This is a genomic window from Flavobacterium sp. 102, from assembly GCF_003634615.1.
In the GTDB taxonomy this organism is placed as follows: Bacteria; Bacteroidota; Bacteroidia; order Flavobacteriales; family Flavobacteriaceae; genus Flavobacterium.
Genome location: NZ_RBKX01000001.1, coordinates 2,555,833 through 2,578,752, shown reverse-complemented (window position 1 = coordinate 2,578,752; position 22,920 = coordinate 2,555,833). Strand labels below are relative to the sequence as shown.

Here is a 22,920-nt window from a genome sequence, read left to right as displayed (position 1 = left end):
TGTTCAGTCCCGAAACTTCGGGACAGTTGTAAGTGATCAGTTTTCTGCTAACTGACCACTGTTTACTGCTTACTATTCTTTAACTCTTTCCATATAAGAACCAGTAGCCGTATCAATCTTAATTTTGTCTCCTTCATTAATAAATAAAGGTACATTTACAGAAGCACCGGTTTCAACTTTTGCAGGTTTTGTCGCGTTGGTCGCTGTATTTCCTTTTACGCCCGGTTCAGCATAAGTAACTTCTAAAACGATTGATGCCGGCATGTCTACTGACAAAGGTAAATCGGTCTCCGTATTAATTTGAACCATTACGATTGTTCCTTCTTTTAACAAATCCGGAGCATCAAGGACTTTTTTATCCAAAGTAATTTGCTCGTAAGACTCGGTATTCATAAAGTGAAACTGATCTCCTTCTGCATATAGATACTGGAAATTTTGTGTTTCTACACGAACTTCTTCAATCTTGTGTCCGGCAGAAAAAGTATTGTCTAATACTTTACCATTGGTTAAAGATTTTAATTTGGTTCTCACGAAAGCCGGTCCTTTTCCCGGTTTAACGTGAAGGAATTCGATGATTTTATAAATATCGTGGTTGTATTTGATACACAATCCGTTTCTAATATCTGATGTAGATGCCATTTTGTTTGTTTTATAATTCGTAATTGATAATTAGTAATTTTTAGTAAGAACCTGAGTAACCTTTCATGATTCCTCTTGAGGAGTTTCTGATAAAATCTAAAATCTCGTCGCGTTCCGGTGTTGCTTCCATTTCACCTTCAATGATGGCCATCGCTTGTGAAGTGTTATAGTTTTTTTGGTATAATATTCTGTAAATATCTTGAATCTCTCTGATTTTATCCGAAGTAAAACCTCTTCTTCTCAATCCTACTGAGTTGATTCCGACATAAGAAAGTGGTTCTTTTGCTGCTTTGGTATAAGGCGGAACATCTTTACGTACCAATGAACCTCCTGAAATCATGGCATGATCCCCAATGTGAATAAACTGATGAATAGCAGCCAAACCACCAATGATGGCGTAATTTCCAACGATTACGTGTCCGGCCAAAGCCACACCATTTACAATGATGGCGTTATCACCGATATGACAATCGTGAGCAATGTGCGCTGTTGCCATTACCAAACAATTTTTACCAATTACGGTTTGTCCGGAAGCGATAGTACCACGGTTAATCGTTACACATTCTCTGATGGTTGAATTGTCACCAATTATCGCCAGTGAATCTTCTCCACCAAATTTTAAATCTTGTGGAACAGCGGCGATAACAGCTCCTGGAAAAATATTGCAATTCTTTCCGATACGTGCGCCTTCCATGATGGTAACATTGGAGCCAATCCAAGTTCCTTCACCAATGATGACGTTGTTATGAATAGTTGTAAAAGGTTCTATAACGACATTCTTAGCGATTTTGGCACCAGGATGTACATAGGCTAACGGTTGGTTCATATATTATTGTTTTTTGGCTATTTGCGCCATTAGTTCGGCTTCGGCGACTAACTTTCCGTTAGCATAAGCTTTGGCTTGCATATGACATATTCCTCTTCTAATTGGTGTAATCAATTCGCATTTAAATATCAAAGTATCACCCGGAAGCACTTTGTGTTTGAACTTCACATTGTCTATTTTCATAAAGAATGTCAAGTAATTTTCAGGATCCGGAACCGTACTTAAAACTAAGATTCCTCCGGTTTGAGCCATAGCTTCGACTATAATAACTCCCGGCATAACCGGCGCTTCCGGGAAATGGCCTACGAAGAAACCTTCGTTCATCGTCACATTTTTCATTCCAACCACGTGTTGGTCAGACATTTCAATGATTCTGTCAATGAATAAAAATGGCGGACGGTGTGGCAAGATATTCATAATTTTATGAATATCCATTAAGGGTTCCAAATTCAAATCGTAAACCGGAACTTGATTGCGCTGTTCTATTTTGATAATTTTTGAAAGTTTTTTGGCAAATTGAGTGTTTACAAAATGACCAGGCTTATTAGCAATTACTTTTCCTTTAATTCTTGTACCTATTAAGGCCAAATCACCAATCACATCCAATAATTTATGGCGTGCGGCTTCGTTTGGATAATGCAACGTTAAGTTATCGAGTATACCATTTGGCTTGACCGAAATTTTATCTTTTCCAAAAGCTACTTTCAGATTGTCCATAGTCTTTTCAGAAATCTCTTTGTCAACATAAACAATAGCGTTATTTAAATCGCCGCCTTTGATTAATCCGTTATCCAATAAAGTTTCTAATTCGTGAAGAAAACTAAAAGTTCTGGCATCTGAAATTTCGGTTTTGAAATCAGAGATGTTTTTCAATGTAGCGTTTTGTGTACCTAAAACTTTGGTCCCAAAATCAACCATAGCAGTAACTTGGTAATCATCAGCAGGCATCACCAAAATTTCACTTCCGGTAGTTTCATCCATAAATGAAATGACTTCTTTCACTACATAATAATTTCGTTCAGCGTCTTGCTCAACGATTCCGGCTTTTTCAATTGCTTCAACGAAGAACTTAGAAGAACCATCCATAATTGGTGGCTCAGATTCATTTAATTCGATAATAACATTATCAACATCACAACCCACAAAAGCTGCAAGTACGTGCTCTGAAGTTTGAATTTTTACACCTAATTTTTCAAGGTTGGTGCCTCTTTGTGTGTTTACCACATAATTAGCGTCTGCTTCAATAATCGGGCTTCCCTCTAAATCAACCCTAACAAATGTATAGCCATTGTTAATTGGCGCGGGTTTGAAGGTCATCTTTACTTCTTTTCCTGTATGAAGACCAACACCGGTCAAGGAAATTTCGTTTTGGATGGTTCTCTGTTTAACCATTGGTATGCTTATTTAAGTTTAGTTTTATTCCGCTGTACTACCTGCAATTAGGTAACACCTCGGGTGTATTATTTTTTCTTTAATTCTTCTAAGTCGGCTACAATCTTTGGTAAGTTTCTAAAATGAACATACGATTTACTGTAGTCTCCATAATTAAATGCCGGAGAGCCTTGTATGGTTTCACCGTCAGCTATATTTTTTCCAATGCCTGATTGGGCTTGAACTCGAACATTGTTGCCTATAACTAAATGACCGGCAATACCAACTTGGCCGCCAATCATACAGTTATTTCCGATTTTGGTGGAACCTGCCACACCGGTTTGAGCGGCAATCACGGTGTTCTCTCCTATTTCAACATTATGGGCAATTTGAATATGATTGTCGAGTTTTACCCCTTTGCGAATAATAGTTGATCCCAATGTTGCTCTGTCAATCGTCGTGCAAGCACCAACATCAACAAAATCTTCCATGATTACGTTTCCGATTTGAGGGATTTTGCTAAAAGAACCATCTTCTGTTGGCGCGAAACCAAATCCGTCTGAACCGATAATCGCTCCGGAATGAATGGCGCAATTGGCACCAATAATTGACTCGGAATATATTCTAACACCGGCAAAAAGAATCGTATTGTCTCCAATCGTTACATTATCACCAACAAAAGTGTTTGGGTAAATTTTTACATTCTCACCGATAACGACATTTTTACCAATATAACTAAAACTACCTAAGTATAAATTCTCGCCATAAGTAACATTCTCTGAAATCACTGATGGTTGCTCAATACCCGATTTCATGAGCTTTACTTGATTGTAATATTCGAGTAACTTTGAAAAGGATTGATAAGCATCATCCACTTTGATTAAAGTAGTTTTGATTTCGTTCTCAGGCTCAAAAGTATTATTTACAATAGTAATCGTAGCTTCGGTTGAGTAGATATAATTAAGGTATTTCGGGTTGGCTAAGAATGTTAGCGAACCTTCAGTGCCTTCTTCGATTTTTGACAACTTAAAAACTTCGGCGTCCGGGTTTCCCACTACTACACCTTCTAGAATTCCTGCTATTTGAGCTGCTGTAAATTTCATCTTATGCTATTTTATTTTTAATAGTTATAAGATAGAACCCGTCAGAGGCAATTTTAAAGAATGGATTCAAAATATTTGTAGCTCGTTTCATCCCGACAAAAGTATAAAAAAAAAATCAATGTTAAATATCAGCCAGTAGTTTAGGATAACAGATGAAATACTTGGTCACCGGCTTGGATAAAGCTTTTAAATTCAATTGATCAGAGGCTTCAACAACATCTTCAATGGTTCGGTCTTTCTTTAAAATTCGAATCGGTTCCGCATCTTTACTGTAAGCTTGATTTTTAATCTTGCCTTTAAAAATAAAATATTTGGCTTCCTGTATGGTAATATTATGTTCTTTGGAAAATCGGCTTGACATTTCCTGTAATACTTCTACAGGGAATTTTTCGCTGTTGAGTTTGATTTTAGACAGGTCGCGGTTGATAATCATTTTGCTCAAACTACTCAAGATAAAGTCCTCGTGAAACTGCCAAGCTTTCAAAGCGCTAATAATATCAAAATCATCTAATTGCGCAAAGGTATCTAAATCATGAGTTGAAAAATTTTCCAGTGTAACTTTGTGCTCCATAAAGTACTTTAACGGCTTACTGCATTCTATTTCGACACCTTTATGAAGTAACTCTTTGGCTCTTTGCAAGGTTTTGGTCAAAGTCAGTTCGGCGACCAAACTAGTCTTATGCAAATAGGCTTGCCAATACATTAATCGGCGTGCCATTAAGAATTTTTCTATCGAATAAATCCCTTTTTCTTCCATGACCAACACATCATCCACCACATTCATCATCTGGATTAAACGGTCCGAATTAATATTCCCTTCCGCAACGCCTGAATAAAAGCTGTCTCGTTTTAAGTAATCCATTCTATCCATATCTAACTGACTTGAAATCAACTGCAACATGAATTTTCTATGGTATTCGCCTTTGAAAACTTGGATAGCCAAACTTAGTTGTCCATCAAATTCCTCATTCAATTTATTCATAAACAAAAGCGAAATCGCTTCGTGATTCACTTCTTCAACGATACTGTGTTCCATCGCATGCGAAAATGGTCCGTGCCCGATATCGTGTAAAAGAATAGCGATTAACAAAGCATTTTCTTCTTCTTTTGAAATAGAAACTTCTTTAAAACGAAGCACTTCCACGGCTTGTTGCATCATGTGCATTGCGCCCAAGGCATGATGAAAACGAGTATGATGCGCACCGGGATAAACCAAATAAGACAAACCCATTTGGGATATACGACGCAAACGTTGAAAATATGGATGTTGAATTAAATCATACACCAAGGTATTGGGAATGGTAATAAACCCATAAATCGGATCGTTGAATATTTTTAATTTATTGGTTTGGCTCACAGCGTGTTCAATTTTAGTAAAGATATAAATTTAGACCAAAGCCTTAAAATAGTTCGACAACTGTTTGTTGTTCTCTCTGGTTGGTGTAAAAACTTCTAGTATCGCAGGTTTGTCGTTGTTTTTATATAATTGTTTCAAACCATTGGTCAAAGTGACTTCATCGCTTGCTGTTAGATAATCGAATTGGTACATTTTAGCCAAATGTTCTGCAGTCAAACAATGAGAAGTTTCAAAATAAGTGTTGAAAGTTTCATTTTCCTGATGACCGGGCAGAATTCTGAAAATGCCGCCACCGCCGTTGTTGACCAATATAATTTTGAAATTCTTTGGAATATAATTGTTCCAAAGGGCATTGCTATCGTACAAGAAACTCACATCTCCGGTGATTAAAACGGTTGGTTTTCCACTACCAACAGCCGCTCCGATTGCGGTTGAAGTACTTCCGTCAATACCGCTGGTTCCTCGATTACAAAATACTTGAATCGATTGATCGATATCAAATAACTGTGCGTATCGAATAGCAGCGCTGTTACTGACTTGCAGTTGGATGTTTTTGGGCAAAGTCGATAATATACTTTCAAATGCTTTTAAATCCGAGAATTTAACTTTAGAGAGATAGTCGACATGCTTAACTTTTCTATCTTGGTGTACCGCTTCAAAAATCTTTTTATAGTCACTTTTGATTTCTTTTAAATGAGGCATGAACTGGGAAAAGAACTGATTCGGACTCACATGAAAGTGTTTGGTTAAAATCCCAAAAGTGTCATAAGCTCTGAGTTCATCTATATGCCAATGGTGTCTTGGTTTGTATTTTCTTAAGAATGCTTTTATCCTTTTGGAAACTATCATGCCACCAAAAGTGATTAGTATTCTTGGTTGCAATTCGGTGAATTCTTTTTCGGCAAATGGTGTAATCAGCGTGTCGATGTTATTGATAAATGACGGATGATGTAAGTTAGATGTAGTTTCTGTCAACACCACTACCGATGGGAATTGGGCTAATTGGTCAATCCATTTTTGTTCCACTGAATTCGGAGCACACTCGCCTACCAATACCAAAATCTTCTGACTGTGATTCCACAAAGTCGAAAAAGCAATAATATCTTCTACTCTAACGGAACGATTTGCTTTGAATAAATGGGTTACATTCACATCAACAGAAAGCTTATTAGTCGTTTGGTACAAAGGTTCTTCAAACGGAACATTGATGTGCACCGGACCTTTGTGAGCAATGGCTACATTAATCGCTTCATTGATGAACACATCATTTTCTTCCGAAGCTTCTTCGAGTAAATTAGCATTGTATAAAGAGTGATTTAAGAAAACATTTTCCTGACGAATGGTTTGACCGTCGCCAATATCAATTTTATCATGTGGTCTATCGGCTGAAATCACTATAAATGGAATCTGACTGTAAAAGGCTTCTGCCAATGCCGGATAATAATTCAGCAATGCCGAACCTGACGTACAAACAACGGCAACCGGTTTTTGCGTTTGTTGCGCTATTCCTAAAGCAAAAAAAGCAGCACAACGTTCATCTGCAATACTATAGCAACGAAAATTGGAGTTATTAGTAAAACCAATAGTCAATGGTGCATTTCTGGAACCTGGCGAAATAATAATATCGTGAACTCCTTTGGCATTGCAAATCTCAATAATGCTTTGCGCCAATGGTATTTTGGGATAAATCATTGTTGTTTTTTATGGATGACAAAGGTACAAATATAGATTTGGGTTTAAGAATACAATTTTAGAAATATTCAACTTTATATTCTTCAATACTAGTACTATTAATATCTAAAATCGTATGCACTTTTTTTATCATATGTTTGTGTTGATTGTAGAAATACTCAACTTCAAGTTTTCTGTCTTTTTCGATATTGAAAGTGCTGTAAACTTTGTGAAGCAATCCATTTTCATATTCATAGGTTGCAATAGTTTCTTTTCCATCGGGATGCGTGCTATCTCCATCATAAGCATGTGAATACACTTTGAGATTGTTTTCATAAACATATTTATACCATTCTTCAGATTTTAGAGAATTATCAACATTCAGGTATATTTTAACAGAATAATAGGTCATATTATCATTCTCATCATATTCATAAATTCGTTCTTCTGTGGTTTCCCTATTCTTGAAAACTTTTTTTACAGGCAGTTTTCTTTTATAATCAATGATGGCAGTTGATGATGTTTGTTTATCAATTAGTTTACCGTCAACATATTTTTCCTTAATAGTTTCAGAATAGACCACTAAATTCCTTTTGTATTTAAAGTTTAAGATGGTTTTGTCCACTTTATTATTGGCTTCATAAACATATTCTTTTGTAATAAGATTACTTCTGTTGTATTTAAAGTTCGTTGAACTTTTCCCTTCAACATCAGTATATTTTATGGGACGTTCTTTATCGTCATAGTAAGTATTCCCTAATTTTCTGTAAACATTATCTACTGAAATCCTTCCGGATTCTCCTTCGATTATTTTTCCGGTTTTATCAAAATTGACTTTAAAAACCTGACTTTCCGACTTTTTATCTTTTGGAAATTCATCGAGTGTTGTGATTTTTGAATCTTTATAGAATATTCTTAAATTCCCTTTGTGTTTATATTCGTGTACATATATATAATCCCCTGTATAAGATTGGGTTTTTATTACATTTCCAACACTGTCATAATCAGTTTCAAATCGCAGTTTTCCTTGATTATACTTTTTAATATTTTTATAAGGTTTTAGTTTGAAATCTTGCAAAACTTCAGGTCTTTGAAAGGTCTCGATAGATAAGTTGGGTTCAGGATCATTTTGTGCCATACCAAAAAGTGAACAAAAAGCGGCTATAAATAAAAAGAAAAATTTCATGATAATAATCTTGATTGGATTAATACAAACTTACAAATAGAAGAAGTGTTATTTATGTTTAGAATTCTAAAACATGTTAAAAATACATTATTTTTGAAATATGGAAATTAGCATCAGACCTTATCAAAAAAATGACACACAACCTATTGTGGACATTCTAAATTATAACATTTTAAACTCAACCGCTTTATACGATTATCATCCGCGCACTTTGGAACAGCAAATTGCCATTTTTGAAGACAAACTCAAAAAAGGTTTTCCTGTGATTGTTGCCACTATTGATAAAAAAGTGATTGGATTTGGTTACTATAGTGAGTTTCGTTTTCGCGATGCATATCGATTTACCGTAGAACATTCGGTATATGTGGCCAATGACTTTCACGGAAAAGGCATCGGAAAAGTGATTATGACTAATTTGATTGCTTTAGCCAAAACACAAAAATTGCATACTATGATTGCCGTCATCGACTCAGAAAACCAAAGTAGTGTTACTTTTCATGAGCAATTTGGATTTAAAACGATAGCGGTGTTAAAAGAAACCGGCTTTAAGTTTGACCGTTGGTTGCATTCTCAAATTATGCAGTTGATGTTGGAATAACCATTAAAAATTAGCCTTTATGAAAAGACAATTCATCAGTTCAGGTTCGACGTTTGAGACAGAAATAGGCTATTCACGAGCAGTTGTTCAAGGCGATTGGGTTTTTGTGTCGGGAACAACCGGCTTTGATTATGACACGATGACCATTTCAGAACAAATTGAAGAACAAACGGAACAGTGTTTAAAAAATATAATCGCTGCTTTAGCCAACGCTGACGCCGAAATAACCGATGTTGTTCGCGTGCTTTATATTGTTCCGCAAGCGGATGAATTTAAACTATGTTGGCCAATTCTCAGAAAATATTTCGACAAGTGCAAACCTGCAGCGACTATGATTTCCGCAGGTTTAGCTGATGCTCGAATGAAAATAGAAATTGAAGTAACTGCGATAAAGCAAAAATAAAAAACTGATGAGGGTTTCATCAGTTTTTAAAAAAGTCAGGGGTATTTGTTAGGCAATTTCAATGCCATTCTGTTCTAAAATTGAGTGCAAATAATCACTTTGTGTAGCGTTGTATTTCTCAACACCACTTTGATACCATTTTTGGATAACATCAATTTGAAAAGCCGTATAGCCATCAGAATCGATATCCATTCCTAGCATTCCTGCTAAAAGAAAATCTTCCAAAACTTTGTTAGTGACTATCAATTGCGGAATGCCGTAAGCGACTTTTCCGTTCATTCTTTCATAATCTAATCTTCCTTGTTTAAAGCCAAGAATATAGGCTTCATTTTTATTTTCTGAGATTTTCAGGTATGGATTTAGTCCGTTTGAATAACCTTCTAAATAATCCTCTCTATATACAGGATTGAAAATATTCTTCATATATTAATCATTGTGGTAGTTGATATTGTAATTCAAAGCTAAGAACAATTCACAAAGCAATTATTCAAAAATCGTTAAACGGATAAAAAACTCTTTAAATCACGAGTCCAGTGACGTTTGTCGATATTTTTAAAGCAAAAAACCTGACGAATGACTTCATCAGGCTTAGCTCTAAATAAACAATTATTTTACTTTTCGTTAATCCAACCGACAATTTCAGTGTCTGTTGGTAATACTCTTGGCGATAATACTTTGACCAATTCACCTTGTTCGTTGATTAAGTATTTTTGGAAATTCCATTCGACTTCACTGTCTTGCAACCCATTTTTACTCTTTTGCGTTAGGAATTGATACAATTCACTTTTATCCGCTCCTTTTACAGAGACTTTACTCATCATTGGAAAAGTAACCCCATAATTCATTTCGCAAAACTTAGCAATTTCTTGATTACTTCCCGGTTCTTGTGCTCCGAAGTTATTAGCCGGAAATCCGATGATTACAAAATTTTTGTCTTTGTATTTTTTATAAATTGCTTCCAGGTCTTTGTACTGTGGCGTTAATCCACATTCTGAAGCGGTGTTTACAATGAGTACTTTTTTGCCTTTTAATGAGGCAAAGTCAAACTGCTGACCATATAAATCTGTTACCTTAAATTGGTAAATAGTCTCTGCTTTAACTGCTGTGTCCATTTTTTTATTGTTTTCTGTAGAATTTGTAACTGGTTTTTGTTGCGCATTGCCTTGACAACTCCAAAGTAACAATACGCTGCAACTCAGTAGGATTATTTTTTTCATCTTTAATTTTTTTATAAAATTAGTCATTATTCGATACCAATGGTGTTATACAACTGCTAAAGTTTTTGTTAAATAAAAGAAGCCCAATGACTCTGCAATCATTGAGCTTCTAACAAACATGACAGAAATTTATTTTCTATCACAAAACAAAAAACCTAAACAAAAATCATAGCAGATTTCCCTTAAATTCATTTACGAAAATGCTGTTGATTAGGTTCTCATTATGGATTGATTTACATCATATTATTTTATAACATTAGGAAATGTGAACTAAGTTTAGTTATTTTTACGATTATAAAATATTAGGTATGACACAAGAGGAATTATTACCGTTGCTTCTGAGGAAGGAAGAAAAAGCTTTTACAATACTATATGATATGTATTCTAAAAGCCTTTTCAGCATTATAACCAATTTAATAAAAGATCGTGAAGAAGCGGAAGACGTCCTTCAAGAAGTATTTGTTAAGATATGGAAAAACATCGATACTTACAATCAAAGCAAAGGCCGATTGTACACTTGGATGCTCAATATCACTAGAAATACTTCAATCGACAAATTGCGTTCTAAAGGTTTTAACAACAGTCAAAAAAACCTCTCCTCTGATAATTTCGTACATCTGTTAGATGACAGTAACAAACTAACCAATAGAATTGATACCATCGGAATTTTGGATTTTGTAAAAAAACTAAAACCCAAATGTATTCAAATTATCGATCTACTGTTTTTCAAAGGATATACCCAACAAGAAGCTTCGGAAGAATTAGAAATCCCTTTGGGTACAGTTAAGACCCAAAATCGAATGTGTATGAACGACCTACGTAAATTTTTAAATGTATAATGGAAACTAAAGACTATATAGAATCAGGCATATTAGAACTCTATGTGTATGGTTTGCTTACCGAATCGGAAAACGATGAAGTTAACGCTATGGCGAATAAGAATCCCGAGATTAAAGCGGAAATTCTCTCGATAGAAAAGGCAATTATCAACCTTTCCAGCAGCTTCTCGCCTTTTATTTCGCATAGCCAATTTGAGAAAATTAAAGCCCAACTCGAACTGAAACACGGAAGAGTTGTCGACTTTAAATCGAGAAGCAATACTGCCACTTATATCGGTTGGGCGGCTTCTTTGGCATTGTTGATTGGTATCGGCTTTCAATATTCAAAATTGAGTGAAAGCAATCAACAAATTGAAACTATCAAAGTAGAAAAAAATAAATTACAAGAAACAGTAGTTGATTTGGAACTGAAAAACAAAGAAACAACCACCGTTTTGAATGTGATTAGAGATACTAAAACAACCGTTATTCAGTTAGGCGGACAAGCTATTGATCCATCCGCTTCGGCCAAAGTATATTGGAATAAAGAACAACAAACCGTTTATGTAGATGCGTCAGGTTTGCCGGAACCACCGGAAGGCATGGTGTATCAGGTTTGGGCTTTGAAATTAGAACCGTTAACACCAACAAGTGTCGGTTTATTAGAGAATTTTACAGCTGATAATTCTATCTTTAAAGTTGAGAACAATGCCGGAGCAGAAGCTTTCGGAATTACACTGGAACCGGCAGGCGGAAGCAAATCGCCAACATTGGAAAAATTGTATACTTTAGGAAAAGTATAATTCAAGCAAATAATTATAAAAAAAGTCCCGATAATCTCGGGACTTTTTATTTTCTGTATATATGATTACTTTCTTAAATACTTTCTGTACTTGAAGTAAGATAAAGTAGCCAAAACAACTACAAAAGCAACAGAATAATATACAAAAGAAGGTGTTACCACTTTATCGCCACTAGCATAAGAATGCAATCCTGTTAGATAGAAATTCACTCCAAAATACGTCATCATAATTGAGTAAAAAGCAAATACCGCCAATACATTATAAACCCATTTATTGCGTAATGCAGGAACAAATCGGGCATGAATTACAAAGGCATAAATCATAATGCTGATTAAAGCCCAAGTTTCTTTTGGATCCCAACCCCAATACCTACCCCAACTCTCATTCGCCCATTGGCCACCTAAAAAGTTACCAATAGTTAACATGACCAAACCGATAGTCAATGCCATTTCATTGATATAAGTGATTTCTTTGATGTTGAGTTCCATTTTGGTTTTGTTTTTTTCATTGACAAACAACATCAACAGTAATGATACAATACCTAAAACCATCGCTAAAGTAAACGGTCCATAACTGGCTACGATTACGGCAACGTGAATCATTAACCAATAAGAATTTAATACCGGCTGTAAATTAGCAATCGCCGGATCCATCCAATTCCAGTGAGCAATCATTAAAATCATTGAAGCCACAAAAGTTCCTGAAGCCACTGTTAATTTAGATTTTCGGTCAAAAGCCAGAGTAAAGAACATCGTCGCCCAAGCCACATAAATCATACTTTCATACGCATCACTCCAAGGTGCATGGCCTGAAATATACCAACGCGCAATCAGTCCGAGTGTGTGAATTCCGAATAACAAGCCGATAAGTATATGGAATCCGTTGACGGTAATTTTTAAAATCTTACTTTCAAAGAAAATGTTGACTATTACTAAAACCAACATTAAACAACCTATTAGCATGTACAGCCAAAACAAGTTTTTGAAAACATCATATTTATTATACAATATTTCGTAATCGATTTTTTGGTCTGCAGGTCGAACAGCTTTTCCGTACACTTTCTGATAGTCTTCCATACCCACTAAAAAAGTGTTGGCACGAGTGTAATCCTTACTATCAGAAGCTTTCATGAGTGCGTCTAAATAAACAGGCAAGGCACCTTTAATGGTGTCTAAAGCATTTCCTGTGGTATGATTGATTTCTAAGAACGAAACCCATTTGTTATTCGGATCATTCGGAACCGGAAAGATTTTTAAAATTTTTCCGCTTAAGGCGGCATTCAACAGATTTACTTTTTTATCGGTTTCGATAAAATCTTTTTCAAACTGATCCGGAATCGCTGATTTATAGGCTTTTTCTAAATAAGGCGATAATTTATAATTCCAATCTTCGTCGAAAAAATCATGGAAAGAAGCATATTTAGCATCCGGATTGACTCCGATGATTTTGCGAATACTATCGTTTCCTTTTTTAATGTAAATCAGCGGTGATTCGAACCAAACGGTTGGAAATTGTGTCATGGAAAGAAAAACTTGGTCAGAGTTCATTCCGTTATAAGTATCACTTTTACTGACTTTACGCAACAATTCAGAAGAAAACGTATTGATAGGTTTCATTCTTCCGCCGTCATCCTGAATAACCAAACGACCAAACTGCGCCGCATGTTTTTCGGAAACTTTGTATTTGTTGATGATAGAATCGACTTGTTTTTGTGTTGGTAACGCTTTATTGTGCGTTGCAGTATGCTCTTGCGCCAATCCATTTAAAGAAAACAATAAAACCAAAGCGGTAGTCAACTTGGCTTTCTTCCTTTTTACGTTTTCTAATTTTCGTTTCAAGTCAGAAAAGCGCGTGTTTTTAGTAAACAATATGGCCATCATACAGAAATACAATAAAAAGTAACCAATATAAGTAATGGTTGTTCCCCAAAAATCATGATTAACCGAAAGAACGGTTCCTTTTTCATCCGGATCAAAATTGGCTTGGAAAAATCTAAATCCTTTATAATCTAAAATGTTATTCATATAAATATGAGCGTCAAATTTTTCGGCACCATCTAAAACGGTTACTTTACTTTCGAAAGAAGAATAGCTTTTTTCTGTTCCGGGATATTTGGCGGCGATAAAATCATTGAGTTTTAAACTAAAAGGCAATTCGTATATTCTACTGCCATAGCTTAAAGTGAATTCGAGTTTACCTAATTTAAACGATTTGGGTTCGCCTTGTTTTCCCTTGGAACCCACAAGCGTTACGACTTTTTCTTTTCCATCTGTTTTAACCACAAGTGTCAGTGCATCTTCTCCGTTTTTAGCTTTGAAATCGCCACTCGATTGGAATGACTTTACGCCTTTTTTAGGCAATTCCGGAATTACAAATTGGCTTCCGCCGATGTTATATAGCGAACGATACATTAAAGGTTGAACTACATCCTTAGTCACTTCGCCTTGCATTTTATCAGCCATTCGCATAAACTGTCCGTCAAACGGTGACGTAATGGTATTGGCTTTGGAATCAATATTAATTGCGCCTTTGGTAGGTTTGTCCAAAGCAAATAAAACGTTGTGTATGTTTTGTACTTCTCCGGCTTTGAGCATGTGTTCGTGTCTTGAACCATCTCCAGATTCGACTAATTTAAGATAAGTATCACCTTTCGCATCTTCTTTAATGCTCTCTTTCGCATCAAAAACAAAGTCTTTGTATTCTATTTCAAACGGAATGTCGGCAAACTTTTCATTCAACGAAAAATGATTATTGGTAACCGGTGAAAGTAATAATGGTTCTTCAAATGTTCGTCTCTTAACTTCGCCTTGATAAACACCATCTACAAAAACTGTCAGATAGCATTTGTCTGAGTAAACTTGTTTAGAACTTTCTCCTTCTCGAATAGGCATCATACCTTCATAACTGATGTAACGCGTAATAAAAGCACCTGCGATGATAAAGATGAAAGACAAATGCAGCAAAAGTGTCGCCCATTTTTCTTTTTTGTACAATTGGTAACGTTTGATATTCCCAAAGAAATTGATCATAAAAAACAACATGATGGCTTCAAACCACCAAGTGTTGTATATCAAAATTCGAGCGGTATCAGTGTTGTATTCACTTTCAATAAACGTTCCGGCTGCCATTGCTGCGGCAAAACCAAGAAACAAAACAGCCATTAATCGTGTGGAGAATAAAAAAGAGTATAATTTTTTTTCCATGAGTTGGAATTATTTTTTAAAAAAGTCGTACAAAAATAGGGTAAATAAATAGATTTACACTTCATTTGATTAGTGTTTTAATACATTTTTAAGACTTGTGGATTTCTTTGATTTAAAATAAAAAATGAAATTAATTTTCGATAATTTAGCCACATGATTCAAGTGACTATTATTGGTTCAGGAAATGTTGCCCGTCATCTCATTAAAGCGTTTAGTGAAAAGGCTGAAATTGAGTTGGTTCAAGTGTTTTCAAGAAAACCTCAAGTGGTTGCTGACCTTGTCAATTCCAACAAAATAATATCAGATTACAACCATTTACAAACCGTTGATGTAATTATTATAGCGGTTACTGATGATGCTATTGCTGAAGTTTCCGATCAAATTCCTTTTAAAAATCAATTGGTGGTTCATACTTCGGGAAGTGTTGCTATGAGCAACATGGATGACAAAAATCGCAAGGGTGTTTTTTATCCGCTACAAACCTTTTCTAAATCGAAAGCAGTCGATTTTAAAATCATTCCTATTTGTTTGGAAGCCGAAAATGATAAGGATTATCAAACGCTTGAAACGGTCGCAAAATTGATTTCTAATGTAATTTACAAAGTCAATTCCGAACAAAGAAAGGCGTTGCATGTTGCCGCCGTTTTTGTCTCGAATTTTGTCAATCATTTGTATCAAATGGGGAACGAAATTTGTACCGAAAACAATTTGTCTTTCGACATCTTAAAGCCTTTGATACAAGAAACGGCCAATAAAATTTTAACGCTGTCACCTAAGGAAGCGCAAACCGGTCCGGCCAAACGAAAAGACACACAAACGATTAACACTCATCTGTCTTTTTTGACTGACGAAAACCAAAAAGAAATCTATAAATTGCTAACCAAATCTATTATCGATCATGGGAAAAAGTTATAAAGAAATCATGAATGAGATTACTACATTTATTTTTGATGTAGACGGCGTTTTAACCGATAGTTCGGTTCATGTTACTGAAAGTGGCGAAATGCTTCGCATCATGAATATCAGAGATGGTTTTGCGATGAAAGCGGCTATAGAAAGTGGTTATCATGTTTGCATCATTTCAGGTGGCAATAATGAAGGCGTTCGCATTCGATTGAGGAACTTAGGTATTACCGATATTCATTTGGCTTCGCCGGATAAAGTGGCAACTTTCAAAGAATATGCCGAATTGTACAACATCAAGCCCGAACAAGTTTTATACATGGGTGATGATATTCCCGACTTTCATGTGATGCAATTGGTAGGTTTACCGACTTGTCCGCAAGATGCTGTTGCGGAAATCAAAGCGATTTCCAAATACATTTCGCATAAAAACGGCGGAAAAGGCGCTGTTCGCGAAGTGATTGAACAGGTTATGAAAGTACAAGGCAAATGGCATATGTACTATAATGGAAAACACGATTAGATTAGTGGTCAGTTTTTAGTGTTCAGTTGTAAGGATTTAAAAATACAAATATGAGATTTCAAGATTTATTGGCTTATAAAAAAGCATTTAATTTGGCAATGAAAATATTTAAAATTACTAATGCTTTTCCTAAAGAAGAGATGTATTCATTGACCGATCAAATAAGACGTTCCTCAAGAAGTGTTCCTGTCACTATTGCTGAAGCCTATAGAAAAAGAGATTATCCTAAACATTTTCATAGTAAATTAACTGATTCTGATGGAGAAAATTCTGAGACACAGGTTTGGCTTGATTTTGCTATAAGTTGTGAATATATATCAAATGAAGTTTATGAAGAAATCTACAATGACTCTTTAGAAATCGGAAAACTAATCAATTACATGATTTTGAATCCGCAAAAATTTGGCGTAAAAAAAGATTAATACTGAACACTAAAAACTGAACACTGAACACTCATACTTTATGAAATACCTTAAACTAATAAGATACCAAAACTTACTCCTACTTGCTTTCATGCAATTGATTTTCCGATATGGATTTCTAAAACATGAAGCTATTTATTTGTTTCTGAGTGATTTTCAATATTCATTATTGGTTTTATCAACTGTATTAATAGCCGCTGCCGGTTACATCATCAATGATGTCATGGATCAAGAAACGGATAATGACAACAAACCTAACCAAGTGATTATTGGCAAAAGCATTTCGGAAGCTATGGCTTATAACATTTATTTCGCCTTGAATGTTACCGGTGTTGGAATTGGTTTTTATTTGTCAAACACTATACAAAAACCAACCTTTGCAGGGATTTTTATTATTATTGTTACACTACTCTATTTGTACGCAACCACTTTTAAAAAGATGTTGTTGATTGGAAATATTATAGTTGCGTTTCTGTTAGCGATTAGTATTTTAATCATTGGTGTTTACGATTTGTTGCCGCTTACTTTTGAGAACAATCAAAAGGAAATGGGGATTTATTTTTCATTGCTTTTAGACTATGCCTTATTTGCTTTTTGTATTAATTTTATTCGAGAAATTGTTAAAGATATGGAAGATATAAATGGCGATTATAACCAAGGAATGAATACTTTACCAATTGCTCTTGGTGTGAGCCGAACTGCTAAAGTTGTCTTCGGGTTAGGTTTTATTTCAATCTTGATTTTACTTTGGTACATCAACACTTTTCTAATGAGTAATGCTCTTTATTATGCTGTAATTTATGCCTTGTTATTTGTGGTTGCTCCAATGATTTTCTTTGTAATTAAAATTTGGAACGCTAAAGCAAAAAAAGATTTTACTTTGTTAAGTACCGTGTTAAAATGGGTAATCTTCTTTGGAATATTGTCTATTTTAGTCATCAATTTGAATATTAAAAATAATGCTTAATTTGTTGAATAAAAAGTACAAAATAATCTTAGCTTCGGGTTCGCCGCGAAGGCAACAGTTTTTAAAAGATTTAGATGCGGATTTCGAAATCAGACTAAAAGAGATTGAAGAAATTTATCCTGAAAACCTTCAAGGCGTTGAGATAACCAACTTTTTAGCCGTGCTAAAGGCCAATGCTTTCGAAGGCGAAATTGCAGAAAACGAAATTCTCATCACCAGTGATACCATTGTTTGGTTTGAAAATAAAGCTTTAGGAAAACCTAAAGATTATGATGATGCCTTTCAAATGCTGCAATCTATGTCGGGCAAAACCCATGAAGTTATCACTTCAGTTTGTTTCAAAACCACTCAAAAAACAGAAACCATTTTTGAAGTAACCAAAGTGACTTTTAATAAACTTTCAGACGATGCCATTCGGTATTATTTGAACCATTACAAACCCTTTGACAAAGCCGGTGCCTATGGTATTCAGGAATGGATTGGCCTGGTTGGTATTTCAAAAATTGAAGGTTCTTATACGAATGTTGTAGGTTTACCCACTGATAAAGTTTACGCATATCTAACCAATTTATAAGATTATGAGTTTTTTTGATTTCTATACAAAAGAAACCATTGCCACCGGACTGGTAATTCTCGTAGTGGTTTTTCTCAGACTAATAGTGACCAAAGCAGTAAAAAGCTATTCAAGATCACACACCGGAATTGAAAAAAGAACCAATTTGGTGATTAAATACATTCATTTATTGATAAGCATTTTGGCCATTATTTCGCTTATTGTAATTTGGGGTGTACAAAAAGATGATATTTTAATTACGCTTTCCTCAATTGCAACAGTGGTTGGTGTTGCTATGTTTGCACAATGGTCAATCCTTAGCAATATCACTTCGGGCATTATTTTATTCTTCTCCTTTCCATTTAAAATAGGTGATATTATTAAAGTACACGACAAAGATTTTAATATTGAAGCTGAAATTATTGATATTAATGCTTTCCACACCGACTTACTGACACAAGATGGCGAACGTATCGTTTACCCTAACAATCTCTTACTCCAAAAGGGAATTTCTATTATTAAACCTAAGTTTGAAGACAAAGAATTTATGGATTAAAACTTAATTCTGTAAATTTAAACAGAAATCATATAACGAGCTTGCTTCTTTCTGGCACTACTTTTGGAATATCTAATACCAAAGCGTGCAAGAGTAATTACTATTTTCTCTACACCAAACCTAAGCTTTAAAACAATTAAAAATTAGTTAGGTAAGTACAAGAATTTTTAATTTAAACGAAGAACCATGAAAATAAGAAATTTTATTTTACTGATGACATTATTAATAGTCACGGTAAGCAGTCAAGCTCAAGTCTCAGTTAATGTTAATGTTGGAACACCTCCAGTTTGGGCACCGGCAGCATCACCTGCTACTAAATATTACTACATCCCGGATATAGAAACATACTATGATGTTCCTGCTCAAAGATATATTTATTTAAAAAACGGAAAATGGCATCGTTCTGCTTCGCTTCCTGCTCAGTATAGAGGTTATGATTTGCGAAAAGGGCGAACAGTCTATTTAACCAGTTACAAAGGCAATGCGCCTTACAAATATTATAAAAACCATAAAATAAAGTACAAAGGACATGGACATCATGGAAAAGGTCATGGAAAAGCCAAAAAAGGACATGGCCATAAAAAAGGTAATGATTAAAAATAAAACATAATACTAAAAAGGCAAAGATTAATTTCTTTGCCTTTTTACATCTTACTATTTTAATTCTCAAACCTTTAAATTAGTATTATTCTTAAATTTTAATAAAAAAAATGCTTTTCAGCGTTAAAAAATACTTTTAAAGGATAAATAATATTTATATTTGTTTCAAATTATTAAATCAGTTTTTGTTAACCCCAAATTTACAAAATCATGAAAACACTAAAATTAATGCTCGTGCTGTCTATTGTATTGGTTTCCAGTATTTCTTACGCACAGAATACTACAGCCAAAATAGAGAACTTACCGATAGACAAGAAAACCAATTGTTATATTCGTTATTTCTACTTTCCCAATATTCAAGCTTATTTCGATAACCTTAAAATGGTTTACTATTACAAGGAGAATGGCGAATGGCAAACAGCTCCTGAATTACCGAAAAATTATGGTGGTTATTCCTTATACAATAAATCCCGTGTAACAATCAACGATTTTGATGATGATAATCCGTATGAACTTTTGCCTATTCACAAAAAAATGTATCCATACAATTCCAAAGGTCGTTTTGCCAATGCCAATGTAGGCGCTGAATAATCCCTTTTTTTACCTATTTGTTAAAAACAAATTAAATAAAACGCTGCTTTTTATTTAATGTTTATATTTGAAGCTATTGCCATAAAGTCAAACCAATGCAAAAGCTTTACTCCTTATTCATTGCCTTTTTACTCCTTACTTGTCAATCTCTATTGGCTCAAAAACCCGCAAAACCTAATGCGGTTGAAATTTATAATCAAATTCAAAAGCTTAATTTTTTAGGATCAGTGCTTTACATCGCTGCGCATCCTGATGATGAAAATACGCGTTTGATTTCTTATTTATCCAATGACAAAAAAGCCAGAACAGGCTATTTATCTTTGACCCGTGGCGATGGCGGACAGAATCTTATTGGTCCTGAACTAAGAGAATTGTTAGGCGTAATCAGAACACAAGAATTAATTGAGGCCAGAAAAATTGATGGTGGCGAACAATTCTTTACCCGCGCCAATGATTTTGGTTTTTCTAAAAACCCTGAAGAAACCTTAAAAATTTGGGACAAAGACCAAGTACTAAGCGATGTGATATGGGCGATACGGAAATTCCAACCCGATGTCATTATCAACCGTTTTGACCATCGTTCTCCCGGAACAACACATGGTCATCATACGGCCTCTGCTATGTTGAGCATCGAAGCTTTTGACCAAGTGAATAATACAAAAACTTATCCAAATCAATTAGAATTTGTCAGCACTTGGCAACCGAAACGATTATTTTTCAACACATCGTGGTGGTTTTATGGAAGTCGGGAGAAGTTTGAAGCGGCCGATAAAACCAATTTGGTTAATCTCAAAATCGGTACTTATTACCAATCCGTTGGTAAATCCAATCAGGAAATAGCTGCGCTAAGCAGAAGTAGTCATCAATCGCAAGGTTTTGGTTCAACCGGTTCTCGTGGTGAAGAAGAAGAATATCTCGAATTTTTAAAAGGCGATATGCCTAAAGACAAAACCAATCTATTCGAGGGAATCGACACGACTTGGAATAGAATTCAAGGCGGAAAAGCAATTGGTGACATCTTATCGAATGTTGAAAAGAACTTCGATTTCAAAAATCCATCGGCAAGTATTCCCGAATTGCTGAAAGCTTATGCTTTAATCCAAAATTTGGAAGACAAACATTGGAAAACCATCAAATCCGAAGAGATAAAAAAAATCATCGCTGCTTGTGCCGGTTTGTATTTAGAAGCTGTTGCCGACACACAAGAGATCACACCGGGAAGTCCTTTAAAAATTAAAATTGAAGTAATCAACCGAAGTGACATTCCTATGAATTTAAAGGGAATTGGTGCTGTACCGGTTTATATGAGTGATGGGCAAAACAACACTATTGCTTTAAAAAACAACATTCCTCATACTGTAACGAACACTTTACAACTGCCGAATGACTTTGATTTCACTAACGCTTATTGGTTAAACCAAAACGGGTCCAATGGAATGTATCGAGTAGACAACCAAGAAAACATTGGCATTCCCGATGTATTACGTCGGGTAAAAGTTGGTTTTTGGATCGAAGTAAATGGTGTTGAGATTTCTTTCGAACGCTATGTGATATACAAATACAATGATGATGTCAAAGGAGAAGTTTACCAACCTTTAGATATAGTTCCGGTTGCAACCTCTTCCATTGCGGAGAAAGTGTATATTTTCAACAACAACCGAAGCAAAACGATAACGGTTAAAGTCAAAGCCGGAAAAGACAGTTTAACGGGAAATGTAAAATTGGATTTGCCACAAGATTGGAAAGTTTCACCAACTGAAATTCCGTTTGCCATTGACAAAAAAGGGCAAGAAGTTTTGGCCGTCTTCACCGTTTCTCCGTCAGAAGAAGCCAGCGAGATTGACATTAAAAGTATAGTAACCGTTAACGGACAAACCTTCGACAAAGAAAAAATCGACATCAACTATTCACATATTTACAAGCAAATGGTTTTAAAATCGGCTGAAGCCAAAGGCATTCGCTTAAAAATTAAAACCAAGAATGAAAAAATCGCCTATATCATGGGCGCCGGAGATGAAGTACCAAAAAGCTTAGCGCAAATGGGCTACGAAGTCCAAATCCTAAAACCGGAAGATATTTCTACAGAAAAGTTACAAGAATTTGACGTTGTTATGACCGGAATCAGAGCTTACAATGTCGTAAATACTTTGGCGTACAAGCAAAACATCTTATTGGATTTTGTAAAAAACGGAAAAACCATGATTGTACAATACAATACTTTAGACGATTTGGTTACCAAACAAATGGCGCCTTATTCTCTAAAAATATCCCGCGACCGAGTGACTGAAGAAGATGCCGAAGTTCGATTTCTAGCACCAAATCATTCCGTTTTAAATTACCCGAACAAAATCACTGCCGAAGATTTCAAAGGTTGGAAACAAGAACAAGGTTTGTATTATCCAAGTGAATGGGATGCCAACTTCACGCCTATTATTTCCGCGAATGACAAAGGAGAAAAACCTAAAAATGGCGCTTTATTAGTGGCCAAATACGGTAAAGGAAATTACATTTATACCGGATTGAGTTTCTTCAGAGAATTGCCCGAAGGCGTTTCAGGCGCTTTTAGATTATTAGCAAACATGATAGCTATTGGAAAATAATATGGGAACA

The 22,920-nt window shown here is 35.1% G+C and carries 23 protein-coding genes; 13 read left to right on the top strand and 10 right to left on the bottom strand.

The window, feature by feature from the left end; all coding sequences use genetic code 11:
• Positions 1-72: 72 nt before the first annotated feature.
• The 7 genes from efp to C8C84_RS11100 form a co-directional block, all read right to left on the bottom strand.
• Positions 73-639, bottom strand: coding sequence for an elongation factor P (gene efp, locus C8C84_RS11130; RefSeq protein ID WP_121313715.1), 567 nt, complete (start codon positions 637-639; stop codon positions 73-75).
• 40 nt (positions 640-679) lie between these two features.
• Positions 680-1,465 (bottom strand): acyl-ACP--UDP-N-acetylglucosamine O-acyltransferase, encoded by a 786-nt coding sequence (gene lpxA / locus C8C84_RS11125; RefSeq protein ID WP_121313714.1) that lies wholly within the window; start codon positions 1,463-1,465, stop codon positions 680-682.
• Between the two features lie 3 nt (positions 1,466-1,468).
• Positions 1,469-2,857, bottom strand: a complete 1,389-nt coding sequence (locus C8C84_RS11120; RefSeq protein ID WP_121313713.1) for a bifunctional UDP-3-O-[3-hydroxymyristoyl] N-acetylglucosamine deacetylase/3-hydroxyacyl-ACP dehydratase — start codon at positions 2,855-2,857, stop codon at positions 1,469-1,471.
• Positions 2,858-2,925: 68 nt separating this feature from the next.
• On the bottom strand, positions 2,926-3,939 hold the full coding sequence (lpxD, locus tag C8C84_RS11115) for a UDP-3-O-(3-hydroxymyristoyl)glucosamine N-acyltransferase (RefSeq protein WP_121313712.1): 1,014 nt from the start codon (positions 3,937-3,939) through the stop codon (positions 2,926-2,928).
• A 121-nt stretch (positions 3,940-4,060) separates the two neighbouring features.
• Entirely contained in the window at positions 4,061-5,296 is a 1,236-nt protein-coding gene (locus C8C84_RS11110) for an HD domain-containing protein (RefSeq protein ID WP_121313711.1), read from the bottom strand.
• Positions 5,297-5,326: 30 nt separating this feature from the next.
• Entirely contained in the window at positions 5,327-6,988 is a 1,662-nt protein-coding gene (gene menD, locus C8C84_RS11105; RefSeq protein WP_121313710.1) for a 2-succinyl-5-enolpyruvyl-6-hydroxy-3-cyclohexene-1-carboxylic-acid synthase, read from the bottom strand.
• Positions 6,989-7,046: 58 nt separating this feature from the next.
• Positions 7,047-8,153 (bottom strand): hypothetical protein, encoded by a 1,107-nt coding sequence (locus C8C84_RS11100; RefSeq protein ID WP_121313709.1) that lies wholly within the window; start codon positions 8,151-8,153, stop codon positions 7,047-7,049.
• A 100-nt stretch (positions 8,154-8,253) separates the two neighbouring features.
• Here C8C84_RS11100 and C8C84_RS11095 point away from each other — a divergent pair, with 100 nt between their 5' ends.
• Together C8C84_RS11095 and C8C84_RS11090 are read left to right on the top strand one after the other, a co-directional pair.
• Complete coding sequence (locus C8C84_RS11095; RefSeq protein ID WP_121313708.1) at positions 8,254-8,751, top strand: GNAT family N-acetyltransferase; 498 nt, start codon at positions 8,254-8,256, stop codon at positions 8,749-8,751.
• A 19-nt stretch (positions 8,752-8,770) separates the two neighbouring features.
• Positions 8,771-9,154: a RidA family protein gene (locus C8C84_RS11090; protein WP_121313707.1), complete on the top strand. Its 384-nt coding sequence runs from the start codon at positions 8,771-8,773 to the stop codon at positions 9,152-9,154.
• A 48-nt stretch (positions 9,155-9,202) separates the two neighbouring features.
• Here the strand turns inward: C8C84_RS11090 and C8C84_RS11085 are convergent, their stop codons facing one another.
• Complete coding sequence (locus tag C8C84_RS11085; RefSeq protein WP_121313706.1) at positions 9,203-9,577, bottom strand: hypothetical protein; 375 nt, start codon at positions 9,575-9,577, stop codon at positions 9,203-9,205.
• Between the two features lie 188 nt (positions 9,578-9,765).
• Positions 9,766-10,371 carry a glutathione peroxidase gene (locus C8C84_RS11080; protein ID WP_121315046.1) on the bottom strand — a complete coding sequence of 202 codons (606 nt, stop codon included), beginning with the start codon at positions 10,369-10,371 and terminating at the stop codon, positions 9,766-9,768.
• A 308-nt stretch (positions 10,372-10,679) separates the two neighbouring features.
• Between C8C84_RS11080 and C8C84_RS11075 the strand changes: the two genes are divergently transcribed.
• The gene (locus C8C84_RS11075) at positions 10,680-11,210 is read left to right on the top strand and encodes an RNA polymerase sigma factor (RefSeq protein WP_121313705.1); all 531 of its coding nucleotides are present in this window, start codon (positions 10,680-10,682) and stop codon (positions 11,208-11,210) included.
• Positions 11,210-11,992, top strand: coding sequence for an anti-sigma factor domain-containing protein (locus C8C84_RS11070; protein WP_121313704.1), 783 nt, complete (start codon positions 11,210-11,212; stop codon positions 11,990-11,992). The genes C8C84_RS11075 and C8C84_RS11070 overlap by 1 nt, the downstream gene beginning before the upstream one ends.
• A gap of 65 nt (positions 11,993-12,057) precedes the next feature.
• Here the strand turns inward: C8C84_RS11070 and ccsA are convergent, their stop codons facing one another.
• The gene (ccsA, locus tag C8C84_RS11065; protein WP_121313703.1) at positions 12,058-15,195 is read right to left on the bottom strand and encodes a cytochrome c biogenesis protein CcsA; all 3,138 of its coding nucleotides are present in this window, start codon (positions 15,193-15,195) and stop codon (positions 12,058-12,060) included.
• A 153-nt stretch (positions 15,196-15,348) separates the two neighbouring features.
• Here ccsA and C8C84_RS11060 point away from each other — a divergent pair, with 153 nt between their 5' ends.
• The 9 genes from C8C84_RS11060 (at position 15,349) to C8C84_RS11020 (ending at position 22,910) form a co-directional block, all read left to right on the top strand.
• Positions 15,349-16,110, top strand: a complete 762-nt coding sequence (locus tag C8C84_RS11060; RefSeq protein ID WP_121313702.1) for a Rossmann-like and DUF2520 domain-containing protein — start codon at positions 15,349-15,351, stop codon at positions 16,108-16,110.
• Positions 16,094-16,621 (top strand): HAD family hydrolase, encoded by a 528-nt coding sequence (locus tag C8C84_RS11055; protein WP_121313701.1) that lies wholly within the window; start codon positions 16,094-16,096, stop codon positions 16,619-16,621. Before C8C84_RS11060 ends, C8C84_RS11055 begins: the two co-directional genes overlap by 17 nt.
• 50 nt (positions 16,622-16,671) lie before the next feature.
• Positions 16,672-17,043 (top strand): four helix bundle protein, encoded by a 372-nt coding sequence (locus C8C84_RS11050; RefSeq protein WP_121313700.1) that lies wholly within the window; start codon positions 16,672-16,674, stop codon positions 17,041-17,043.
• Positions 17,044-17,083: 40 nt separating this feature from the next.
• Positions 17,084-18,010, top strand: coding sequence for a geranylgeranylglycerol-phosphate geranylgeranyltransferase (locus C8C84_RS11045; RefSeq protein ID WP_121313699.1), 927 nt, complete (start codon positions 17,084-17,086; stop codon positions 18,008-18,010).
• Entirely contained in the window at positions 18,003-18,584 is a 582-nt protein-coding gene (locus C8C84_RS11040) for a Maf-like protein (RefSeq protein ID WP_121313698.1), read from the top strand. Before C8C84_RS11045 ends, C8C84_RS11040 begins: the two co-directional genes overlap by 8 nt.
• A 4-nt stretch (positions 18,585-18,588) precedes the next feature.
• A complete protein-coding gene (locus tag C8C84_RS11035; protein ID WP_121313697.1) occupies positions 18,589-19,119 on the top strand; it encodes a mechanosensitive ion channel domain-containing protein in 531 nt (176 codons plus the stop codon).
• A 186-nt stretch (positions 19,120-19,305) separates the two neighbouring features.
• The gene (locus C8C84_RS11030) at positions 19,306-19,716 is read left to right on the top strand and encodes a hypothetical protein (protein WP_121313696.1); all 411 of its coding nucleotides are present in this window, start codon (positions 19,306-19,308) and stop codon (positions 19,714-19,716) included.
• Positions 19,717-19,929: 213 nt separating this feature from the next.
• Positions 19,930-20,310 carry a hypothetical protein gene (locus C8C84_RS11025; RefSeq protein ID WP_121313695.1) on the top strand — a complete coding sequence of 127 codons (381 nt, stop codon included), beginning with the start codon at positions 19,930-19,932 and terminating at the stop codon, positions 20,308-20,310.
• A 95-nt stretch (positions 20,311-20,405) separates the two neighbouring features.
• A complete protein-coding gene (locus tag C8C84_RS11020) occupies positions 20,406-22,910 on the top strand; it encodes a PIG-L family deacetylase (protein ID WP_121313694.1) in 2,505 nt (834 codons plus the stop codon).
• The last annotated feature ends 10 nt before the right edge of the window (positions 22,911-22,920 follow it).

Bases quoted from the DNA above. Each gene is read 5' to 3' on its own strand.
- efp (WP_121313715.1), bottom strand. From the start codon at position 639: ATGGCATCTACATCAGATATTAGAAACGGATTGTGTATCAAATACAAC.
- lpxA (WP_121313714.1), bottom strand. From the start codon at position 1,465: ATGAACCAACCGTTAGCCTATGTACATCCTGGTGCCAAAATCGCTAAG.
- C8C84_RS11120 (WP_121313713.1), bottom strand. From the start codon at position 2,857: ATGGTTAAACAGAGAACCATCCAAAACGAAATTTCCTTGACCGGTGTT.
- lpxD (WP_121313712.1), bottom strand. From the start codon at position 3,939: ATGAAATTTACAGCAGCTCAAATAGCAGGAATTCTAGAAGGTGTAGTA.
- menD (WP_121313710.1), bottom strand. From the start codon at position 6,988: ATGATTTATCCCAAAATACCATTGGCGCAAAGCATTATTGAGATTTGC.
- C8C84_RS11100 (WP_121313709.1), bottom strand. From the start codon at position 8,153: ATGAAATTTTTCTTTTTATTTATAGCCGCTTTTTGTTCACTTTTTGGT.
- C8C84_RS11095 (WP_121313708.1), top strand. From the start codon at position 8,254: ATGGAAATTAGCATCAGACCTTATCAAAAAAATGACACACAACCTATT.
- C8C84_RS11090 (WP_121313707.1), top strand. From the start codon at position 8,771: ATGAAAAGACAATTCATCAGTTCAGGTTCGACGTTTGAGACAGAAATA.
- C8C84_RS11085 (WP_121313706.1), bottom strand. From the start codon at position 9,577: ATGAAGAATATTTTCAATCCTGTATATAGAGAGGATTATTTAGAAGGT.
- C8C84_RS11080 (WP_121315046.1), bottom strand. From the start codon at position 10,371: ATGAAAAAAATAATCCTACTGAGTTGCAGCGTATTGTTACTTTGGAGT.
- C8C84_RS11075 (WP_121313705.1), top strand. From the start codon at position 10,680: ATGACACAAGAGGAATTATTACCGTTGCTTCTGAGGAAGGAAGAAAAA.
- C8C84_RS11070 (WP_121313704.1), top strand. From the start codon at position 11,210: ATGGAAACTAAAGACTATATAGAATCAGGCATATTAGAACTCTATGTG.
- ccsA (WP_121313703.1), bottom strand. From the start codon at position 15,195: ATGGAAAAAAAATTATACTCTTTTTTATTCTCCACACGATTAATGGCT.
- C8C84_RS11060 (WP_121313702.1), top strand. From the start codon at position 15,349: ATGATTCAAGTGACTATTATTGGTTCAGGAAATGTTGCCCGTCATCTC.
- C8C84_RS11055 (WP_121313701.1), top strand. From the start codon at position 16,094: ATGGGAAAAAGTTATAAAGAAATCATGAATGAGATTACTACATTTATT.
- C8C84_RS11050 (WP_121313700.1), top strand. From the start codon at position 16,672: ATGAGATTTCAAGATTTATTGGCTTATAAAAAAGCATTTAATTTGGCA.
- C8C84_RS11045 (WP_121313699.1), top strand. From the start codon at position 17,084: ATGAAATACCTTAAACTAATAAGATACCAAAACTTACTCCTACTTGCT.
- C8C84_RS11040 (WP_121313698.1), top strand. From the start codon at position 18,003: ATGCTTAATTTGTTGAATAAAAAGTACAAAATAATCTTAGCTTCGGGT.
- C8C84_RS11035 (WP_121313697.1), top strand. From the start codon at position 18,589: ATGAGTTTTTTTGATTTCTATACAAAAGAAACCATTGCCACCGGACTG.
- C8C84_RS11030 (WP_121313696.1), top strand. From the start codon at position 19,306: ATGAAAATAAGAAATTTTATTTTACTGATGACATTATTAATAGTCACG.
- C8C84_RS11025 (WP_121313695.1), top strand. From the start codon at position 19,930: ATGAAAACACTAAAATTAATGCTCGTGCTGTCTATTGTATTGGTTTCC.
- C8C84_RS11020 (WP_121313694.1), top strand. From the start codon at position 20,406: ATGCAAAAGCTTTACTCCTTATTCATTGCCTTTTTACTCCTTACTTGT.